This is a genomic window from Novosphingobium sp. CECT 9465 (genome assembly GCF_920987055.1).
Taxonomy (GTDB): domain Bacteria; phylum Pseudomonadota; class Alphaproteobacteria; order Sphingomonadales; family Sphingomonadaceae; genus Novosphingobium.
Genome location: NZ_CAKLBX010000001.1, coordinates 1,162,650 through 1,177,095, shown reverse-complemented (window position 1 = coordinate 1,177,095; position 14,446 = coordinate 1,162,650). Strand labels below are relative to the sequence as shown.

The following is a 14,446-nucleotide window of genomic DNA, read 5'->3' as shown; positions in this document are numbered from 1 at the left end:
GGAAAGCCAAGGGCTTTTTACGCAGGTTTGAGCAGCCAGTGGCTGACGCCCCATTCCTTGCCGCCGCTGTTGCCAAACAGGCCTGCTGTCGCGAGGTAGAATAACCGCCACCGCCGCATCCACAGCGCGGTATCGGTGCCATAGACCGCGCGGAGCACAGGTTCGATTTCCTTGCTGCGGGCGTCGAACAATGCCAGCCAATCAAGCGCGGTGCGCTGGTAATGTGTACCATCCCACCGCCATTCGCGCTCCACCTCGAACAGATCGGCGAACTGACGGATCAGGCTCTGGCTCGGCATAATCCCGCCGGTGAAGAAATGCTGCGCGATCCAGTTCGATTTGTCCTCTGAGTCGAAACGGTAGGGATAGCGGGCGTGGCTGAACACATGCAGGAACAGTCGCCCATCGGGCTTTACCCATCCGCGCATCCGGCCCAGCAATTCGCGCCAGTTGGCCATGTGTTCGAACATCTCGACCGAGACCACCCGGTCAAACCGGCCTTCCGGGCGAAAGGCGTTCATATCTGCCGTGATGACCATCAGGTTGCTGAGGCCCCTCGCGGATGCCTTCGCCCGGATATGATCGCCCTGAGGGCGCGAATTGGACACTGCGGCTATACGCGCGCCGGGAAAACGTGCCGCCATGAACAGGCTGAGCGATCCCCAGCCGCACCCAAGTTCAAGAATCTCCTGCCCGTCGGCCAGCCCGGCATGCTCCACGGTCGCCTCCAGCGCGGCGCGTTCGGCCTGCTCCAGCGTTTCGGTGCCGGTGGGATAGAAGCAGCAGGAATACTTGGCGTTCGGCCCCAGGCTCAGTTCAAAGAAGCGCGGCGGCAGTTCATAATGCTGTTCGTTGGCGGCATCGGTGTGCTCGGCTACCGCCCGCCGCGCCATCCATGCGGCAAATACAGCGTCCGAAGGCTGATCGCGATACAGCGCCCGACGACGCAGGTTGCACATGAAATCAATGCCCTCACGCGTCACCGCGTCGGGCAGGGGCGCGCGTTCGACCAGCGCGACGGCAGAAGCAAGCACAGTCACCAACACAGACTAGCCATGCAGGTGTGACTTGTGTCAACCTGCCCTCACGGGAGCGCTCTATAATACCAACAGGGACGGTAGGAACGTTCGGGCCTTGCTGGTCCGGCGAAGGGGTATTCGAATAGATGAGCGGCTCGCGTGAGCTTGATATTGCCGTAGTGGGCAGCGGTATCTCTGGACTGTCGGCCGCGTGGCTGCTGACGAAGGGTCACCGCGTGACGCTGTTCGAGGCTGCCGACCGGCTAGGCGGGCACAGCAACACAGTAGAGGCGGCGGGCGTACCGGTAGACACCGGCTTCATCGTATTCAACGAACGCACCTATCCCAACCTGACCGCCCTGCTGCGTCACCTTGATGTGCCAACGCGCGAAACGATCATGAGCTTTGCCGTCTCGCTCGATCAGGGCAGGCTTGAATATTCGGGCGATTTGCGCGGCCTGTTCGCGCAGCGCCGCAACCTTGTTTCGCCACGCTTCTGGTCGATGCTGCGCGATCTGGTGCGGTTCTACAATGCCGCCCCGCGCGATCTGCCCGGCATGGGCGAGCAGGGCCTCGGCGCATATCTTGACGGGCTGGGCTGCGGACCGGCATTCCGTGACGATCATCTCTATCCGATGGCAGCGGCGATCTGGTCCACCCCGGTCAAGGACATTCCGCACCACCCGGCGGCGGCGTTCGTGCGGTTCTTCGAAAACCACGGCCTCCTGCAATTCCGCGAACGACCGGTGTGGCGAACGGTGGCAGGCGGCAGCCGCGAATATGTGAAACGGATCAGTGCACCCTTTGCCGATCGCATCCGCCTGTCATCGCCCGTGCGCCAGGTCCGGCGGCTGGCAAACGGCGTGGAACTTGACGCCGGGCGCGGCTGGGAACGGTTCGACCATGTGGTGATCGCCGCCCATGCGGATCAGGCGCTGGCGATGCTGGCCGATCCCGACGCGGACGAGCGCGAATTGCTGGGCGCGTTCCCCTATCGCCGCAACGAAGCCATGCTCCATTCCGATCCCCGGCTTATGCCACGTCGGCGCAAGGTGTGGTCGGCGTGGAATTATGCGGCTGAACGCTCGGATGAAAGCCACCAGTTGTCGGTGACCTATTGGATGAACCGCCTCCAGCACCTGCCGCCGGACAATGATCTTTTCGTAACGCTGAACCCGCTGTTCAGGCCAGACCCGGCGCTGGTTCACCGGCAGGAGATTTATCACCATCCCGTGTTCGATGCCGCCGCAGGCCTTGCCCAGCCGCGCCTGTGGTCTCTTCAGGGAAGGCGACGAACGTGGTTCTGCGGCGCATGGTTCGGGGCCGGTTTTCATGAGGACGGATTGCAGGCGGGGCTGGCCGTGGCCGAACAACTCGGCGGACTTCGCCGACCGTGGCAGGCGGAAAGCGAATCCGGGCGTATCCATGTGACGCATCGGGCCACAGTGCCTGAGCCGGCATGACGGCCGCAGGCGCGCTTTACCGGGGCAACGTCCTGCACCGGCGGCTGCGCCCTTGCGTTCATACCTTGCGCTATCGTGTACTGCACGTGCTGCTGGACATTGACCGGATTGACGGACTGGCAGGCAGCCTGCGCCTTTTTTCCCGCAATCGCTTCGGCCTGTTTGCATTCCATGATCGTGACTACGGCGCGGGAGATGGCATCCCTTTGCGCGCGCATATCGAACGCCTGATGCGCGCAGCAGGCATCGCGCCCGATGGCGGTGCGATCCACCTCCTGACCATGCCGCGCGTACTGGGCTATGCATTCAATCCGCTCAGCACATGGTTCTGCCATGGCACGGACGGCCATCTGCGCGCGATCATCTACGAAGTTTCGAACACTTTCGGCGAACGGCACAGCTATGTCATGGCGGTGGCGCCCGGCGCGCGCGCTGTGCGGCACATCACGGCCAAACGGTTTCACGTCTCACCGTTCCTGCCGATGGACATGACCTATGCCTTTCGTGTGCTGCCACCAGCGCAGCGCCTGGCCATCGGCATTGCCGTTTCAGACGCAGGCGGACCGGTCCTTTCGGCGATCCACACCGCGCGTCGCGAAGACCTGACCGATGCCGCCTTGTTGCGCGCGGCGCTTGCCATGCCGCTGATCACGCTGAAGGTGACGGTAGGGATTCACTGGGAAGCGCTGAAATTGTGGGCAAAGCGTGTGCCCCTGTTCCGCAAGCCGTCCCCGCCCGACACAATCTTTACACGCGGGGCATTATAGCCACCCGATGCTGCGAAAGCGCAGCCACAGGCCCCCGCAGATCGCCACGATCACGCCCCAGACCGCGAAGTATCCGTAACGCCAGTGCAGTTCCGGCAGATAGTCAAAGTTCATGCCATAGATTCCGGCGATCGCGGTGGGCACGGCAAGGATCGCGGCCCATGCAGCAAGCGAACGCGTCATTTCGCCCTGGCGGTGCTGTTCCAGCAGGCTCGCGGTTTCGACGATGGCCGCCAGCGTTTCCTTGAGGCTGCGCATCCGCGCCATTGCACGGCGCACGTGATCGAGCACATCGCGGAACCAGATGCGCGCGCCCGGATCGATGCACGGCAATTCAGCGATGACCAGCCGCTCGACCATTTCCTCCATCGGTCCGATCACGCGTTCGAACCGGCGCAACTGGCGGCGCAGGCGGAAGATGCGGCGGATCACCGACTGTTCGGGGAAGACGTCTATCGCCGCTTCCTCCATCTCCTGCGCAATGTTGTCGAGTCCATCTAGCAGCGGCAGGTAGCCGTCGACGATGAAGTCGAGCACCGCATGGAGCACATAATCCGGCCCTTCAGCCAGCCGCTCGGCCTGCGTTTCAAGCTGCTGACGCAGTTCGGTATGCGCCCGCATGCTGCCGAAACGGACGCTGATCAGGAAACCCGGCCCCACGAAGAGCGCGGTCTGGCCATAGGCGATGTCTTCTCCCACCAGCAGATCGGCCGTGCGCGCGACAACGAACAATGTCCTGCCATAAATTTCGACCTTGGGCAGCTGGCGCGGGTTCAGCGCATCTTCCACCGCCAGGGGGTGCAACCCGTATTGCTGGCGCACAAGGTCCATTTCGGCGTCGCTCGGCTCGTACAGGCCGATCCAGTCGAAGCTGTGCGGCGGCCCTTCGGCGGCGGGAATGCCGTCCAGCCGCAGCGCGTTGTCATCGGCGGTTCCATTGCTATAGCGGCGGGCTGCGATAATGCTCATCGAACACCAGTGGCAAAATGCAAACGGACTAGCAATCGGATGCAGACAGGCTGACGTTAGTGTCAATTATGGAGCAGGAGAGAAGTCTTGGGCATTGATCCTTCCATGAGCGCGACGGCACACCTGCCGGACGTGGACGTGCTGATCGTGGGGGCTGGTATTTCCGGCATCAGCATGGCGGCACATCTGAAGATGCTCTGCCCCCACCGCAGCTTTGCCATTGTAGAACGCCGCGCCCGGCTGGGCGGAACCTGGGACCTGTTCCGCTATCCCGGCGTCCGTTCGGATTCCGATATGCACACGCTCGGCTTCGCGTTCGAACCATGGACCGAAGAAAAGTCGATTGCAGATGGTGCGTTGATCCTGAACTATCTGAACCGCATTGCGGACGATCGGGATATCCGCCGCCACATCCGCTTTGACAGCAAGGTGTTGAGCGCCGCTTTCGACAGTGCGTCGGGCCTGTGGGTCGCCTCGCTCGAAGGACCGGACGGGCAGCGCAGCAGGATGACCGCGCAATGGCTCTATCTCGGCTCAGGCTATTACGATTATGACCGGCCTTACGAAGTCCAATTTGCCGGGCGCGAGGATTTTGCGGGGCATATAGTGCATCCGCAATTCTGGCCTAAAAACTTCGACTATTCAGGCAAGCGCGTGGTCGTGATCGGATCGGGAGCGACCGCGGTGACTCTGGTTCCTTCAATGGCCGGCAAGGCCGCGCATGTCACCATGCTCCAGCGCACACCTACCTGGTACGCCATTCAGCCGTCTGGCGATCGCATCGCCAACGTACTGCGCAAGGTTCTTCCGGCCAAACTCGCCTATCGCATCATCCGCTTCAAGAACGTGCGCTTTCAGGATTTCGTATTCAAACGCGCCCGGTCGAAACCGCGACAGGTGGGGGATTTCCTGACCAGACGGATCAAGGCCGTACTGGGCGACAAGTATGACGCCCGCACGTTCACGCCACCCTACAATCCCTGGGAGCAGCGCCTGTGCCTTGTGCCTGACGGCGACCTCTTCCAAGCGATCAAGGCGGGCAAGGCCAGCATCGTCACCGATCATGTCGATTGCTTCGACGCCACCGGCATCGTGCTCAAATCCGGCAGGCGTCTTGATGCCGATGTGATCGTGACCGCCACAGGATTGAAGATGGCGATGGCTGGCAAGATCAAGTTGAGCCTCGATAGTGTGCCGCTCGATTTCGCTGACCATTATTATTACAAGAACACGATGTTCTCGAACGTGCCCAATCTTGCGATCGTGTTCGGCTATCTCAATGCATCGTGGACCCTGCGGGCCGATCTCAACGCCCGTTTCGTCTGCGAAGTCCTCAACACGATGAAGAAAAAGGGCGCGCGGATCGCAGTTCCCCGGCTCGCGCCCAATCATCGCCTCGATCAGGATGATGTCTACAACTTCTCGTCGGGTTACATTCAGCGCGCGCGCCATCGCATGCCCAAAAGCGCCACCGACACCCGCTGGCGGCTCAACCAGGACTATATCCACGACAAGGCGTGGATGCGCAGCGATCCGGTTGACGATGGTGTGCTTGAGTTCAGCAGGGCATCAGGGCCGATACGGTCCAACGCGCAAGTGGAGACAGCGCAATAGCGCTTTTGCGGTGGCGGTGGTTGCTTTAGGCTGCATGGCATGACCAACGAATCCCGCATCTGGACCGCCGCCCTGATCGTGGTCGGCGATGAAATCCTCTCAGGCCGCACGCAAGACAAGAACATCGCACAAGTCGCCACGTGGCTTGGGGTTCAGGGCATCCGTTTGCGCGAAGTGCGGGTCGTGCCCGATGTGATGGAGGCGATTGTCGAGGCGGTAAACGCGCTGCGCGCCCGCAATGATTATCTGTTCACCACCGGCGGCATCGGCCCGACGCATGACGATATCACCGTGGACGCGGTGGCGCAGGCGCTGGGCGTTGACGTGGTGATCCACCCCAAGGCGCGCGCAATCCTCGAAAGCTATTACGAATCACGCGGCGGGTTGACTGATGCGCGCCTGCGCATGGCGCGGGTGCCCGAAGGCGCCGAGCTGATCGAAAACCGTGTTTCGGGCGCTCCGGGCATCCGCGCGGGAAACGTCTACCTGATGGCCGGTGTGCCCGCCATCACGGCCCAGATGCTCGACGGGCTTACCGGCCAGCTTGAAGGGGGGCTGCCGCTGCTTTCGACCACGGTGGGCTGCTGGGTTGGCGAAAGCGAGATTGCGGACCTGCTGCGTGAAACCGAAAGGACATTCGATGGCTGCCAGATCGGCAGTTACCCGTTCTTCCGCGAAGGACGCACCGGCGCAAACTTCGTGATCCGCTCGGTCAGCGACGATCAGCTCAAGGCTTGCAGCGCGGCACTCGAAGAAGGGCTGTCCAGCCTGGGCCGCATTCCGGTTTCGGGCGGGATTTGACATGATGCTCACACGTCGCCTTGCCCTACTGGCCCCGCTTGCCATCCTGCTGGTTGGCGCCGCCCCGGCAAAGAAGCGCCCACCCGTACAGCGCCCTGCGGTGCCAGCTTATGCCAAGCCATCGACCGCCCCCTTGCCCGACAAAGTGCGGATTGCCATGACCACTGACGCGGGGCCGATCGTGGTTGAAGTGGACGTGAAGCGCGCGCCTGCCAGCGCCAGCAACTTCGTGCGCTATGCCGAAACGAAGCGCTTCGATGGCACGGTGTTCTATCGCGCCATGCACCTGAAATGGGGTGAACAGCCCAACGGCCTGATCCAGGCGGGCACGCGCGGCGATCCCCGGCGCAACCTGCCGCCAATCGCCCATGAACCCACCGATCAGACGGGCATCCTGCACAAGGCGGGCACGCTCTCGATGGCGCGCTATGCCCCCGGCACCGCCACGGGGGACTTCTCGATCATGGTATCGGACCAGCCCGGCCTCGATGCGCAGCCCGACGCCACCGATCCCGAAGCCAAAGCCGGTTATGCCGCGTTCGGGCAGGTGATCGAAGGCATGGACGTGGTGAAGGCCATCTTCGCCGCGCCGATTTCCGAGACCGAGGGCGAGGGCATCATGCGCGGGCAGATTCTCGCCAGGCCGGTCAGGATCATCACCGCGCGCCGCCTGCCCGATACGATCCCGGCGCTTGCGCCCACGCCCTGATATGCGGCTGTGGCTGCTGGTTTGCGCGGTTTCACTGGCGGGATGCACCAGTGCCGCCATGCCCCGTTTCGAGCGCGTTCTTGCCGCCAATGACAGCGCGACCGTAGCGCTGGGTCAATGGTGCGCAGCGCAGGGCATCGCCCAACCGCCAACCATCCGCGCGCTGGCAGACCGCATGGCACAAGGCCTCGCTACGCCTGAAGTGCGGCGCGATCTGGGCGTGTCCAGCGATGCACAAGTTGTCTATCGCAACGTGCGGCTGGTGTGCGGAGACACGGTGCTGTCGGTCGCGCACAACTGGTATGTGCCCGCACGGCTTACGGCGGACATGAACCGGACGCTGGAAACGACCGATATCCCGTTCGGGAAAGTCGTCGCCCCGCTCGGCTTCCGGCGCGAGCGGCTGGCGGCTGTGCGGGGGCGCATGGCCGAGTGTCCCCAGGGCACCGTCCTGTCGCATCGCGCGGTCCTGCGCGTGGCCGATGGCAGCGCGATCAGTCTTGTCGTTGAATGCTACACCGCAGCGAACATCAAGGCCGCTGGCTGACCGTCCAGTCCATTGCCGCTTCGGCATAGTGTTCCAGTTCGCGCCAGTGCCGATCCCAGCCCGGTCCGCGCTTTTCCGGCGGAATTACCGCCTCCACCTGCAAGCGGGCGGCCGTTACCGGGTTGTGGGGCGTTACCGGATCTTGCGGCGCTTCGTTTTCGATCATCACCCCTCCCTAGCCTGCCCCCGCCATTTGCGGGAGCACAAAATAGGGAATTGTGTCCTTTGCAAACACAAGCCTTCGCCTCGTCATTGCGATCGCCGCGAAGCGGGGAGAAGCAATCCAGAGCGGTGTGTAACGACACTGGATTGCTGCGTCAGCTTCGCCTCCTCGCAATGACGAAATGATGTTTGCAAACGAGATGACCGCCAAAAAAGAGGCCGGGAAGGTTTCCCCTCCCGGCCCGCCTTTTCCATTCGCAAATGGCTGGATCAGCCGCCGTGGACTTGTGCCACGTCAACCTTCAGGCCGGGCCCCATCGACGACGACAGACCGATCTTGCGCAGGTACTTGCCCTTGGCGCCAGCAGGCTTTGCCTTGACGATTGCATCGACGAATGCGTCGAAGTTGGCGCGCAGTGCTTCGTCCGAGAACGAGAGCTTGCCGATGCCGCCGTGGATGATGCCGGCCTTTTCGACGCGGAATTCGATCTGGCCGCTCTTGGCTGCCTTGACCGCATCGGCGACGTTCGGGGTGACGGTGCCCAGCTTCGGGTTCGGCATCAGGCCTTTGGGACCCAGCACCTTGCCGAGGCGCCCGACGATGCCCATCATGTCGGGCGTAGCGATCACGCGGCCATAATCGAGATTGCCGTTCTGCATGTCTTCAAGCAGATCTTCGGCACCAACCTTGTCGGCACCGGCGGCGAGCGCGGCTTCAGCCTTGTCGCCACGGGCGAACACGGCAACCTTCACGTCCTTGCCCGTGCCCGAAGGCAGGGTAACCATGCCACGGACCATCTGGTCTGCGTGGCGCGGATCGACGCCAAGGTTGAGCGAAACTTCAAGGCTCTCGTCGAACTTGGCGCTCTTGAGATCCTTCAGCAGCTTGATCGCGTCATCGACGGCGTAAAGCTTCATGTTGTCGCCCAGCTTTTCGGTCAGCGACTTCTGCTTCTTGGTCAGGTTGGACATGTTCTCAGCCCTCCACCACGGTGAGGCCCATCGCGCGAGCGGAGCCTTCGATGATCTTCGTTGCGGCGTCGATGTCGTTCGCGTTCAGGTCCTTCATCTTGGCCTGTGCGATGTCAGCGAGCTGCGCGCGGGTGATCGTGCCGGCCGAAGCCTTGCCAGGGGTCTTCGAACCCGACTGGATGCCGACGGCCTTCTTGATGAAGAACGTGGCAGGCGGGGTCTTGGTGACGAACGTGAACGAACGGTCGGCATAGACGGTGATCACGGTCGGAAGCGGGGTGCCCTTCTCGACTTCCTGCGTGGCAGCGTTGAACTGCTTGCAGAATTCCATGATGTTCACGCCGCGCTGACCCAGCGCAGGACCGATCGGCGGTGCAGGCTTGGCTTCGCCAGCCTTCACCTGAAGCTTGATATAGCCTTCAATTTTCTTGGCCACGAGGGGCCTCCTTTCTTCCTGTCGGCAGCGCTCTCGCCCTGCCTCAGAGTGAGCGGTCAACGCCCCGGACTGCTCCGGGACTCCCGCACGGAATCACGGGCAGTTACGCCCGCGAAGCGCGGGCCGATACAGCATCGACCCGAAATTGCAAGTGTTGCGATGGATCAGCGAACCAGTTCGACTTCCTCGAAGCCCAGTTCCACCGGGGTGGCGCGGCCAAAGATCGAGACCGAGACCTTCACGCGGCTCTTGTCGAAGTCGAGTTCCTCGACGATGCCGTTGAACGAAGCGAATGGCCCTGCGTTGACCTTGACCGAATCGCCGATCTCGTAATCGACCACCACGCTCTTGCGCGGTTCTGCGGCAGCCTGCTCGCGCGCGCCGAAATAGCGGGCGGCTTCCTTGTCGGAAATCGGCTGCGGCTTGCTGTTGGTGCCGAGGAAACCCGTCACCTTGGGCGTGTTCTTGACGAGGTGGTAGATGTCGTCATTCATCGCCAGCTTGGCCAGAACGTAGCCCGGCATGAACTTGCGTTCGACCTGAACCTTCTTGCCGCGCTTGACCTCGGTAATGGTCTCGGTCGGCACTTCGACCGCTTCGACCAGCTGCGAAAGGCCGATACGCTCGGCTTCCGAAATGATCGCATCGCGAACCTTGTTCTCGAAGCCGGAATAAGCGTGAATGATGTACCAGCGGGCCATATGTCTCTCTTTGGTCCTGGAAATATCGGGAACGGCGATCAGGGCGTCAATCAAGCCAGTGAAAGCAGGAACTTGACCGTCATGCCGAACAGCGAATCGATGCCGAGGAAGAACACCGCCAGGATCAGCATCATGATGCCGACGAAGATCGCGGTGGTGGTCGTTTCCTGGCGGGTCGGCCAGACGACCTTGCGCGCTTCTGCCTTCACCTGATTGAAGAACTCGCCGGGGCTGGTCTTGGCCATTGCTGAACGCCTTGTAGAACTGCGGCAGATGCCGGAAATGAAACTCGTTTCTTCCGCCTAGGGATCATCGCCGCCCCGGACAAGTCCGGGAGGGGCTGGTGATTTTCCGATGTCGGAGTTGCCTTCATTTAGGCTGACTGCGGCAAAATGGCAAGAGCGCGGCATGCGAAGGGCGCATGCGCGCCGCACGACGGGACGCGCTGTGATCCCGATGGAGCGATAATCACGCCCGGAACCAACCAAACCGCCCGCCGGTTTGATCCCTGCAACAAGATTTGGGTCAACCATACCCCTGAAAGGAATGGAAAAATGAAACGCATCATGATCTCGCTGGCGGCAATGACCATCGCCAGCACGGCACACGGCCAAAGCGGTCAGGTGTCTGCGGGCGGTTCAGTACAGGCAGGGTCGCAAGTTTCTGGCGGAGCCGGATCGGCCACCACTGGCGGTACAGCTGGTGGCAGCGTCAGCGGGTCGGTTCAGGCCGGAACGGACCAGGGCGTGGGCGGCGCGGTTTCCGGCACGGCAAATGCAAGCGGCCAGACTGTAGCCCCTACACCACCAGTCGATAACGCGGCGCGTAACGCAGATGCCGCACTAGATCGCACAACCCGCAAGGCCGAATCGACAACTGACCGTGCCAAGCGCAAGGCTGACGCGACGGCAGACCGCGCAACTCGCAAGGCTGATCGCAGTACGGATCGCATGAAACGCGGCGCGAGCGAGAGCCTGAACGATGTCGCCACATCAGGTACAATCGATTCGACGATTTCAGGCCGCAGTCAGGTCGGCGGACAGATCGGCACGATGGGCACAAGTGCCGGTGGGGCGCTGGGCGGCGGTGTGGCTGGCCGCGCAACGGGTGCCGCGGGCGGACTGCTTGGCAATTGATGCCTCACCAGTGGCTGCCAACGCTGGTATTCCGCGAAATGAACACATAAGATCGCCGATGTTCTCAAGCGAACCAGACGCGTGAGACGGACTCGGGGCGGGCGCCATGCGTACCGCCCCGTTTTTTATGTCTGCCTGAAAAACCCGCCACGGCAGAAACTGCCCGTGTGGCGAGTGGCAGGAGCGGAGGGACTCGAACCCACGGCCCTCGGTTTTGGAGACCGATGCTCTACCAACTGAGCTACGCTCCTGTGCTCGGAAGGCCCCTTAGAGGGTTGACGCGGGGGATGCAACCGACCGAAACACAAACTTGCACATTATGTCCCGCAACGATCCCCATACCATCCCGCCTGAGCTGCTGCTCAAGGCTTACCGCGCGGGGATATTCCCGATGGCGGACAGTCGCGATGACCCTGACGTATTCTGGGTAGAGCCGAAGATGCGGGCGATCCTGCCGCTGGACGGCTTTCATATGTCACGCTCGCTGGCCCGTACGCTGCGGCGGGGGCGCTTTTCGGTGACCTGCAACGCGGCGTTCGAATCGGTGATCGACGCGTGTGCCGCGCCACGGCCCGATGCCGAAGAAAGCTGGATCAGTACGCGCATCCGCGAAAGCTACATCGGTTTGCACGAGCACGGACATGCCCATTCCATAGAATGCTGGAGGGATGGACGGCTGGTCGGCGGGCTTTACGGTGTGGGTTTTGCCCGCGTGTTCTGCGGCGAATCGATGTTCAGTCGCGAAGCCGACGCATCGAAAGTGGCGCTGGCCTGGCTGGTTGCATCCCTGCGCCGCGTGGGAGCCGAGTTGCTCGATTGCCAGTTCACGACTGCTCATCTTACATCAATGGGCGCGGTGGAAATTCCACAGCGCGAATATCTGCAACTTCTGTCACAAGCGCAGCGACCCTATTCGCCGGGAGAATCCGCCGTTGCCCTGGCACTGGCCGAAGAACTGGGTGATGGGCTGGCGACGGGCGCCGGAGCGGCGGCTCCATTGGGCGCTCCACTGGGGCTGCCTGCGGGTTTCGCGGCGCTGCGCTCTTCCGCTTTTGGCGCATCTTCGCCAGGAAACGTCATCGCGCAATCTTTCACCCACACGTCATAGACGGGATGCTCGACGACGTTGAGCGACGGCGCATTGCGGAACAGCCAGCCCGAAAACGCCTTGCGCCAGGCCAACGGTTCATCCGTGGTGGCGCGCTCCTGCACGAACAGCTGGACGAATGCGCCGGTTTCCGGTGGATTTTCCCACGGTGCGGTCTTCTCGCACGTCGCCAGCTTGACGATCGCATTGCCGATACGGCGTGATTCGCCGCTTTTCAGGACGATGTCCTGCGTGATGTTGTTGCGCTTGTTCAGCAGGCCGATTGTGGCAACCCGATCCTTGATCGGCGTACCGAATTCGCTTTCGACGACTGCGCCCGATGCCGTGGCAAGCGCCGCACCGGTTTCGGTCGCTTCGGGTGGAGGCGGCGCTTCCTTTTCGCCACACCCGGCAAGCGCGAGCAAACCCGCCATGGCGAGCGAGCGCATTGCCGACGATGCGACAGGTGGCATCAGGCTTCCGGCGACCAGGCTTCGTAATCGCCCGTAGCGGCGGCGCGCTTGCCCCCCCGTTCGAGCGCGCCCTGCGGACGGTAGGCTGCTGCCGTGCCCGTGGCATTTGGGGTGTAGTCCACTTCCCAGATGCGCGCCGGCGGCAGGTTGCTTTCAGGTACGCCGTCAAAGCTGCCATGCAGCCAGCCGTGCCATTCCGCCGGAACCCGGCTGGCATCGTTCGCGCCGTTGTAGATCACCCAGCGGCGTTCACGTCCGGCAAAGGGGTGCCCCTTGGGATAGGGCTTTTTCGCACGGTGATATGTGTTGCCCTGCGCGTCAGTGCCGACCTGCTCGCCCTTGAGCGCGCTGTCGAGCATGGTGGTCACGGTCGCGCCGTTCCACCAGGTGAATATCTTGCCGAGGATGCTCATGATGCTCGCGCTTAGCCTTTCGAAGGGGGTGCAGGCAAGCGCGTAGATGTGCTTGACCACATGCCTTTTGCGTTCACCAGTCGACCCGATCGCCCGGCTTGATCCCCAGCCTTGCCGCAAGGCCGCCATTGATCTCGAAAACCGCGAGCGTCGGCCCCGCCGCCGGGAGCGGCGTTTCATCGTAAGGCACGGCATTGGCGGCGATGTTCATGATCCTGCGATCCAGCCCGATGAACACGATGTCGAGCGGGATCACGGTGTTGCGCATCCAGAACGCCGCGCGATCAGGCGGATTGCGCAAAAAGATCATCGCCTCGTCATCGCCAAGCACGGTGCGGAACATCAAGCCCTTTGCCTGTTCAGGCGCCGTCCGGGCGACTTCCGACCGGAACACGCGCTTCTGCGTCCCGCTCGTCACCGTAACCGGCGCAATCGGCAGACCGGACACCGGATGGACCGCGGGCGCAACGCTTTCCTGCGCCGTCCGCGCTCCGGCATCGGCCGCACCGGGCGAACATCCCGCAATCAGCGCCAGCGCCGCGAAAGCCGTCAATCTAATCGGTTGCTTCATCGACCCATTCTTCCAGTACCAGTTCGGAATCGGCATTCACCACCGCCCGCGCATGATCAAGCGGATGGCCTGCGCGCAACATGGCGGCGACCTGCTTTTCGCGCAATGCCCGATCCGTGGTGGCAGCCAATCCGAACGGGCCGAAGCGCCGCTTGCGCGCCATGACCAGAGCCGCGCGGCGGCGCTCGGCTTCGTTCCCGCGCGATTCCTCGCGCAATGGCTCGGCAATGCCCGCAGCGCCCAGTGCCTGATCGATCCGCCGCGAACCATAGCCGCGCCGCAACAGGCCTTGCGCCTTGGCGCGGGCAAATGTGGCATCGTCGACATAGCCGATTTCCACGAACCGCGCGACCAGCGCCGGAATATCCGGGCCGCTCTCCCCTTCCCAGCCGCGTTCGCGCAATTTGCGGCGCAGATAATCGCCCAATTTGCCCGCGCTGGTGGCAAAGCGCGCGACATAAGCCAGCGCCATTTCCTCCATTCGCGCTGGATCGAGCGGCTTGGGCACGCGTGGTTCACGGCGGGTTGCCGGATTATAAGGGGATTTGCGAGCCATTCGCCACATTCGTGCCACAGTCCGCGCTAAATGAGAACGTCCGTACCGCG

General features: G+C 62.6%; 18 protein-coding genes, 1 tRNA gene and 1 pseudogene. 8 read left to right on the top strand and 12 right to left on the bottom strand.

Features of this window, described 5'->3' with window-relative positions; translation table 11 throughout:
* Positions 1–17 precede the first annotated feature (17 nt).
* Positions 18–1,040, bottom strand: a complete 1,023-nt coding sequence (locus LUA85_RS05750) for a cyclopropane-fatty-acyl-phospholipid synthase family protein (RefSeq protein ID WP_231467724.1) — start codon at positions 1,038–1,040, stop codon at positions 18–20.
* Positions 1,041–1,165: 125 nt separating this feature from the next.
* Between LUA85_RS05750 and LUA85_RS05745 the strand changes: the two genes are divergently transcribed.
* The gene (locus LUA85_RS05745; protein WP_231467721.1) at positions 1,166–2,482 is read left to right on the top strand and encodes an NAD(P)/FAD-dependent oxidoreductase; all 1,317 of its coding nucleotides are present in this window, start codon (positions 1,166–1,168) and stop codon (positions 2,480–2,482) included.
* Positions 2,479–3,249 (top strand): DUF1365 domain-containing protein, encoded by a 771-nt coding sequence (locus tag LUA85_RS05740; protein ID WP_231467719.1) that lies wholly within the window; start codon positions 2,479–2,481, stop codon positions 3,247–3,249. Before LUA85_RS05745 ends, LUA85_RS05740 begins: the two co-directional genes overlap by 4 nt.
* On the opposite strand, the gene LUA85_RS05735 is transcribed toward LUA85_RS05740, so the two are convergent.
* A complete protein-coding gene (locus LUA85_RS05735; RefSeq protein ID WP_231467718.1) occupies positions 3,244–4,218 on the bottom strand; it encodes a magnesium and cobalt transport protein CorA in 975 nt (324 codons plus the stop codon). The two genes, LUA85_RS05740 and LUA85_RS05735, sit on opposite strands and share 6 nt — an antisense overlap.
* 105 nt (positions 4,219–4,323) lie before the next feature.
* On the opposite strand from LUA85_RS05735, the gene LUA85_RS05730 reads away from it, so the two are divergent.
* The 4 genes from LUA85_RS05730 to LUA85_RS05715 are packed head-to-tail and all read left to right on the top strand — an operon-like array spanning position 4,324 to position 7,889.
* The gene (locus LUA85_RS05730; protein WP_231467716.1) at positions 4,324–5,832 is read left to right on the top strand and encodes an NAD(P)/FAD-dependent oxidoreductase; all 1,509 of its coding nucleotides are present in this window, start codon (positions 4,324–4,326) and stop codon (positions 5,830–5,832) included.
* Positions 5,833–5,871: 39 nt separating this feature from the next.
* Positions 5,872–6,633, top strand: a complete 762-nt coding sequence (locus LUA85_RS05725; protein ID WP_231467714.1) for a molybdopterin-binding protein — start codon at positions 5,872–5,874, stop codon at positions 6,631–6,633.
* A 4-nt stretch (positions 6,634–6,637) separates the two neighbouring features.
* Positions 6,638–7,342 carry a peptidylprolyl isomerase gene (locus tag LUA85_RS05720; protein ID WP_231471781.1) on the top strand — a complete coding sequence of 235 codons (705 nt, stop codon included), beginning with the start codon at positions 6,638–6,640 and terminating at the stop codon, positions 7,340–7,342.
* Positions 7,343–7,400: 58 nt separating this feature from the next.
* Entirely contained in the window at positions 7,401–7,889 is a 489-nt protein-coding gene (locus tag LUA85_RS05715) for a hypothetical protein (RefSeq protein ID WP_231467712.1), read from the top strand.
* Here LUA85_RS05715 and LUA85_RS05710 read toward each other — a convergent pair.
* The 5 genes from LUA85_RS05710 to secE all read right to left on the bottom strand — a co-directional run bounded on the left by LUA85_RS05710 (position 7,873) and on the right by secE (position 10,405).
* Positions 7,873–8,055 carry a hypothetical protein gene (locus LUA85_RS05710; protein WP_231467710.1) on the bottom strand — a complete coding sequence of 61 codons (183 nt, stop codon included), beginning with the start codon at positions 8,053–8,055 and terminating at the stop codon, positions 7,873–7,875. The genes LUA85_RS05715 and LUA85_RS05710 overlap by 17 nt on opposite strands.
* Before the next feature lie 266 nt (positions 8,056–8,321).
* Positions 8,322–9,023 carry a 50S ribosomal protein L1 gene (rplA, locus tag LUA85_RS05705; RefSeq protein WP_231467708.1) on the bottom strand — a complete coding sequence of 234 codons (702 nt, stop codon included), beginning with the start codon at positions 9,021–9,023 and terminating at the stop codon, positions 8,322–8,324.
* 4 nt (positions 9,024–9,027) lie between these two features.
* Complete coding sequence (gene rplK / locus LUA85_RS05700) at positions 9,028–9,459, bottom strand: 50S ribosomal protein L11 (RefSeq protein ID WP_231467705.1); 432 nt, start codon at positions 9,457–9,459, stop codon at positions 9,028–9,030.
* Positions 9,460–9,623: 164 nt separating this feature from the next.
* Positions 9,624–10,160: a transcription termination/antitermination protein NusG gene (gene nusG / locus LUA85_RS05695; protein ID WP_231467703.1), complete on the bottom strand. Its 537-nt coding sequence runs from the start codon at positions 10,158–10,160 to the stop codon at positions 9,624–9,626.
* Between the two features lie 50 nt (positions 10,161–10,210).
* Positions 10,211–10,405, bottom strand: coding sequence for a preprotein translocase subunit SecE (secE, locus tag LUA85_RS05690; RefSeq protein ID WP_231467701.1), 195 nt, complete (start codon positions 10,403–10,405; stop codon positions 10,211–10,213).
* Between the two features lie 309 nt (positions 10,406–10,714).
* Between secE and LUA85_RS05685 the strand changes: the two genes are divergently transcribed.
* A complete protein-coding gene (locus LUA85_RS05685) occupies positions 10,715–11,296 on the top strand; it encodes a hypothetical protein (RefSeq protein WP_231467699.1) in 582 nt (193 codons plus the stop codon).
* Positions 11,297–11,471: 175 nt separating this feature from the next.
* Here the strand turns inward: LUA85_RS05685 and LUA85_RS05680 are convergent.
* A tRNA-Trp gene (locus tag LUA85_RS05680) sits at positions 11,472–11,547 on the bottom strand.
* 68 nt (positions 11,548–11,615) lie between these two features.
* Between LUA85_RS05680 and aat the strand changes: the two genes are divergently transcribed.
* Positions 11,616–12,404 (top strand): leucyl/phenylalanyl-tRNA--protein transferase, encoded by a 789-nt coding sequence (gene aat / locus LUA85_RS05675; protein WP_231467697.1) that lies wholly within the window; start codon positions 11,616–11,618, stop codon positions 12,402–12,404.
* A 35-nt stretch (positions 12,405–12,439) separates the two neighbouring features.
* Here aat and LUA85_RS05670 read toward each other — a convergent pair.
* From LUA85_RS05670 to LUA85_RS05655, 4 genes and pseudogenes are all read right to left on the bottom strand, one after another.
* A pseudogene (locus LUA85_RS05670) lies at positions 12,440–12,817 on the bottom strand (DUF2155 domain-containing protein); the annotation flags it as partial.
* A gap of 38 nt (positions 12,818–12,855) precedes the next feature.
* A complete protein-coding gene (locus LUA85_RS05665; RefSeq protein ID WP_231467695.1) occupies positions 12,856–13,269 on the bottom strand; it encodes an NADH:ubiquinone oxidoreductase subunit NDUFA12 in 414 nt (137 codons plus the stop codon).
* Positions 13,270–13,342: 73 nt separating this feature from the next.
* Positions 13,343–13,840: a DUF192 domain-containing protein gene (locus tag LUA85_RS05660; RefSeq protein ID WP_231467693.1), complete on the bottom strand. Its 498-nt coding sequence runs from the start codon at positions 13,838–13,840 to the stop codon at positions 13,343–13,345.
* On the bottom strand, positions 13,824–14,396 hold the full coding sequence (locus LUA85_RS05655; protein WP_231467691.1) for a regulatory protein RecX: 573 nt from the start codon (positions 14,394–14,396) through the stop codon (positions 13,824–13,826). Before LUA85_RS05655 ends, LUA85_RS05660 begins: the two co-directional genes overlap by 17 nt.
* Positions 14,397–14,446 lie beyond the last annotated feature (50 nt).

What these genes read in the sequence shown, in the direction of transcription:
- LUA85_RS05745 (WP_231467721.1), top strand. Translation starts at nt 1,166, where the DNA reads ATGAGCGGCTCGCGTGAGCTTGATATTGCCGTAGTGGGCAGCGGTATC.
- LUA85_RS05740 (WP_231467719.1), top strand. Translation starts at nt 2,479, where the DNA reads ATGACGGCCGCAGGCGCGCTTTACCGGGGCAACGTCCTGCACCGGCGG.
- LUA85_RS05735 (WP_231467718.1), bottom strand. Translation starts at nt 4,218, where the DNA reads ATGAGCATTATCGCAGCCCGCCGCTATAGCAATGGAACCGCCGATGAC.
- LUA85_RS05730 (WP_231467716.1), top strand. Translation starts at nt 4,324, where the DNA reads ATGAGCGCGACGGCACACCTGCCGGACGTGGACGTGCTGATCGTGGGG.
- LUA85_RS05725 (WP_231467714.1), top strand. Translation starts at nt 5,872, where the DNA reads ATGACCAACGAATCCCGCATCTGGACCGCCGCCCTGATCGTGGTCGGC.
- LUA85_RS05720 (WP_231471781.1), top strand. Translation starts at nt 6,638, where the DNA reads ATGCTCACACGTCGCCTTGCCCTACTGGCCCCGCTTGCCATCCTGCTG.
- LUA85_RS05715 (WP_231467712.1), top strand. Translation starts at nt 7,401, where the DNA reads ATGCCCCGTTTCGAGCGCGTTCTTGCCGCCAATGACAGCGCGACCGTA.
- LUA85_RS05710 (WP_231467710.1), bottom strand. Translation starts at nt 8,055, where the DNA reads ATGATCGAAAACGAAGCGCCGCAAGATCCGGTAACGCCCCACAACCCG.
- rplA (WP_231467708.1), bottom strand. Translation starts at nt 9,023, where the DNA reads ATGTCCAACCTGACCAAGAAGCAGAAGTCGCTGACCGAAAAGCTGGGC.
- nusG (WP_231467703.1), bottom strand. Translation starts at nt 10,160, where the DNA reads ATGGCCCGCTGGTACATCATTCACGCTTATTCCGGCTTCGAGAACAAG.
- secE (WP_231467701.1), bottom strand. Translation starts at nt 10,405, where the DNA reads ATGGCCAAGACCAGCCCCGGCGAGTTCTTCAATCAGGTGAAGGCAGAA.
- LUA85_RS05685 (WP_231467699.1), top strand. Translation starts at nt 10,715, where the DNA reads ATGAAACGCATCATGATCTCGCTGGCGGCAATGACCATCGCCAGCACG.
- aat (WP_231467697.1), top strand. Translation starts at nt 11,616, where the DNA reads ATGTCCCGCAACGATCCCCATACCATCCCGCCTGAGCTGCTGCTCAAG.
- LUA85_RS05665 (WP_231467695.1), bottom strand. Translation starts at nt 13,269, where the DNA reads ATGAGCATCCTCGGCAAGATATTCACCTGGTGGAACGGCGCGACCGTG.
- LUA85_RS05660 (WP_231467693.1), bottom strand. Translation starts at nt 13,840, where the DNA reads ATGAAGCAACCGATTAGATTGACGGCTTTCGCGGCGCTGGCGCTGATT.
- LUA85_RS05655 (WP_231467691.1), bottom strand. Translation starts at nt 14,396, where the DNA reads ATGGCTCGCAAATCCCCTTATAATCCGGCAACCCGCCGTGAACCACGC.